This window comes from Oribacterium sp., from assembly GCF_057249185.1.
Window position 1 is genome coordinate 1 of sequence record NZ_DBHIGR010000195.1, and the last position, 3,825, is coordinate 3,825.

A 3,825-nucleotide genomic window follows, 5' to 3' on the forward strand; every position below is an offset into this window, starting at 1 on the left:
GCAATCTTTCTCTTTGCCCCTTCCTCTGAAGCCAAGACCTTTAAGGAAGCCTTCATGGAATCCGGAGAGGCATTGTAGCTGTCATCGATAATCAAAATGCCGTCATCTGTGGAAAGTCTGCCGCCCCTTCCCTTTAAGCCCTGAAATTCCTGCAAGCCCTGTAAGAGCTTTTGTTTGTTTAATCCCAGGGAAAGGCCTATAGCCATGGCTACAGAGGCATTGTCCTCCATATGCTCTCCGGGAACGGAAAGGGGAATCTCCTCTTGCTTCTCGTAGAAGAAAAGCTTTAACTTCTTCTCGCCCAAGAATCCCATGGCTCTGATTTTCTCTTCCGTAAGCGTTCCCAATATAGCATCCTTCTTCGGCAAATAAAGAGAAACTTCCTTTTGATTTCCTTCCAAAATGTGCATTTTCTCAAAGCAGGTATTTTCCTTGGTTTTTAAATTCTCCAAATGGGCGGAACCGATATTGGTAAATACCGCAATATCGCAGGAAGCAATCTCCCCAATCCTATGCATCTCCCCGGGGATGGAGATACCTAACTCAATGACACTGATTTCTTTATTTTCCTTAGCCATGGAAAACAATGTAATAGGAAGCCCAAGCTGAGAATTGGCATTTCCCTTGGTTTCAAAAACAGACTTCTCCATGGAAAGTGCCTTGGCAATCATGGCTCTGGTGGTGGTCTTTCCTACGGAACCGGTTACACCGATGACTAAACCGGAATACAGACTTCTGGCATAGCCTCCCAAGGCCTGTAAAGCGTCTATGGTGCTTTCCACCGGAATAAAACGTACCTGGGGATATTGTTTGGAAAGCTCCGAACAATCCTCCTCGGTAAAAATAAAGGATGCCCCATGCTCTATAGCCATGGGAATGAAGCGGTGTCCATCCTGCTTTTCTCCCTTGATGGGAACAAAGAGTCCCTTCCTGCAATCCTCCCGGGAATCCAAAACAATCTTTTCTACAGAGGAAAATATCTCCGAAAAAGGAATCTGCATCTTATTTTCCCTCTCTTTCCGCCTCTTCCAAAATCACTTCTCTATCTACAAAACGGGTAAATGTTCCATTTACCTCATTATATTCTTCATGTCCTTTTCCGATAATCGCAATCAAGTCTCCCTCTTCAGCCTGTTCTAAGGCATAACGAATGGCTTCTCTACGGTCCTCAATCTTTACATAGTTCTTTGTCTTCTTGGACAATGTGCTTTCAATATCGGAAATAATATCCATAGTTTTCTCATAACGGGAATTATCTGCAGTAAGGATGGTAAAATCCGCCATCTCCCCTGCCACTTCTCCCATACCGTAACGTCTTTCCTTAGCACGGTTTCCGCCACAGCCAAAGACTACAATCAGGCGTTTCGGCTTGTAGGCCTTCAGGGTTTCCAAAAGGTTCTTCATCCCCATGGCATTGTGGGCATAGTCCACCAAAACAGTGTAGCCCCCTCTTTGCAGCACAACCTCCATCCTTCCGTTTACCTGAATCTTCCGTAAGGCGGATTGCACCACTTCTTTTTTGATTCCCAGAAGGGAAGCCAGAGAAATTGCCGCTAAGGCATTATAAACATTGTATCTTCCCGGCAGATGATTCCAAATCTCCCAATCCTCTTCTCCATGTCGAAAATGGAATCTACAGCCCAGGAAATCATGCCGATGTAAGTCTTCAATCTCCGTAGCCATAAAATCAGCCTGTTTTTTCAAGGCAAAGCTAAAACAGGGGCACTCTGCATTTTCCATGAATTCTTCAGAAAAATCCGCATCAAGATTCACCAGTCCCGTCTTAGACTGGGTGAAAATTCTGGACTTGTAATACTTGTACTCCGCAAAGTCTTTATGTTCATTTTCTCCGATATGATCCTCTTCGATATTGGTAAAAATACCATAATCAAAAAGAATACCGTCGGTTCTATGCATCTTAAAGCCCTGGGAGGAAGCCTCCATAACCACGGCATTACAGCCTTTTTCCTTCATTTTTCGGAATGTTTCCTGCAAAGTATAGGATTCCGGGGTGGTATTTCTGCTTTCTTCGTGGATGCCCGCGTAATCGATTCCGGTGGTTCCGATGAGACCGCAATTGTACCCCGCTTCCGTAAGAATTGCCCGCACCATACTGGCTGTTGTGGTTTTTCCCTTGGTACCGGTGATGCCGATCATCAGCATCTCCTTGGAGGGGTAGGAAAAATAAAAGGCTGACAGCTCCGCTAAAGCCTTTCTGCCATTTTCCACCTGTACAATGCAAAGGTCTTCCCTATCCTGCATTTCCTTCGGTAAATCAGGAAGATTTTTCTCCACCACAAATACTCGAACACCCTTTTCCAAAAGCTCCGGAATTTTGTCATGGGAATCCATGGTACTTCCCTTCATGCAAAGAAATAAATCCCCTGCCTTAGCTCTTCGAGAATCATAGGAGAGGGAGGAAAATTCCTCCCTCTCTCCATCTCCCCGAAGGACCTTCGCTTCGCTTAAACAAGACAACCAGCCCTTCATCTATGCCTCCTTAGAAAATTCCTACAATCTTTTCATTTTCAAAGCCAATCTTTTTTGCTGCCGGCTCCTTTGGCAGCCCCGGCATCGTCATAACATCGCCTGCTAAGCATACCACAAATCCTGCTCCGGCGGAGAGGGAAAGTTCACGAATTTCAATACGGAAATTCTTAGGTCTTCCCAAAAGATTCGGCTTATCGGATAAGCTGTAGGGCGTCTTTGCCATACAAATCGGAAGATTGGAATAGCAGGATTCTTCCAGCTTCTTTAATTCCTCTTTAGCCTTATTCGAATACTCTACCCCGTCGGCACCGTAAATTTCCTTCGCCAGGAGCTCAATCTTCTGAGAAATCCTCTGCTCCGGAGTTTGCAAAGTATGGAAATTCACTTCCCCGGCTTCCACAGTTTCCAGCACTGCCTTGGCAAGCTCTTCTCCTCCTTCACTTCCCTTTCCGTAAGCTTCCATGATGGCACAGCGAACGCCTCTCTTAGCACAGAAATCCTTTAAGAACGAAAGCTCTCCCTCGGTATCTGTAGCAAAACGATTTACTGCCACAACTGCAGGAACGCCGAATTTCTTTACATTTTCGATATGCTTTTCCAGGTTCTCTAAGCCTTTTTCCAATGCTTCACGATTCTCCTTGGAAATCTCTTCCTTCGGAAGTCCGCCGTAGTATTTTAAGGTACGAAGGGTGGTTACGATTACGGCACAAGAAGGCGTTAATCCGGCTGCCGCACACTTAATATCAAAGAACTTCTCCGCTCCCAGGTCGGCACCGAAGCCTGCTTCGGTCACCAGAAAATCTGCTAAAGCCAAGCCCATCTTGGTGGCCCTTATGGAGTTACAGCCATGAGCAATGTTAGCAAAGGGTCCACCATGGATAATGGCAAGGTTTCCTTCCAAACTTTGCACAAGATTAGGTTGCATAGCATCCTTTAAAAGAACCGCCATAGCTCCGGTACATTCCAAATCCTTTGCATAGACTCTCTCGCCCTTCTTGTTATAGGCTACGACGATTTTGTCTAAACGCTCCTGTAAATCCTTCATATCCTTGGCCAGACAAAGAATCGCCATGATTTCGGAGGCTACCGTAATCTGGAAATGATCCTCTCTCATAGCACCGTCCGCCTGATTTCCCAATCCAACGATAACATTTCTCAAAACTCTGTCATTCATATCCAAACAACGCTTCCAAAGAATCTTTTTGGGGTTAATCTCTAAAGCATTGCCCTGATGAATATGATTATCCAAAACTGCGGCCAGTAGGTTATTGGCAGAAGTGATGGCATGGAAGTCTCCCGTAAAATGAAGGTTAATGTCCTCCATGGGAGCAACCT

3 protein-coding genes are annotated in these 3,825 nt (G+C 45.4%); all 3 read right to left on the minus strand.

Features of this window, described 5'->3' with window-relative positions:
• Positions 1–1,001 (minus strand): UDP-N-acetylmuramoyl-tripeptide--D-alanyl-D-alanine ligase (locus ACO4PX_RS09230; RefSeq protein WP_485572361.1); only part of this gene is annotated, 1,001 nt, incomplete at its 3' end.
• 1 nt (position 1,002) lies between these two features.
• Positions 1,003–2,490, minus strand: a complete 1,488-nt coding sequence (locus tag ACO4PX_RS09235; RefSeq protein WP_485572362.1) for a UDP-N-acetylmuramoyl-L-alanyl-D-glutamate--2,6-diaminopimelate ligase — start codon at positions 2,488–2,490, stop codon at positions 1,003–1,005.
• A gap of 10 nt (positions 2,491–2,500) precedes the next feature.
• Positions 2,501–3,825 (minus strand): formate--tetrahydrofolate ligase (locus tag ACO4PX_RS09240; protein WP_485572363.1); only part of this gene is annotated, 1,325 nt, incomplete at its 5' end.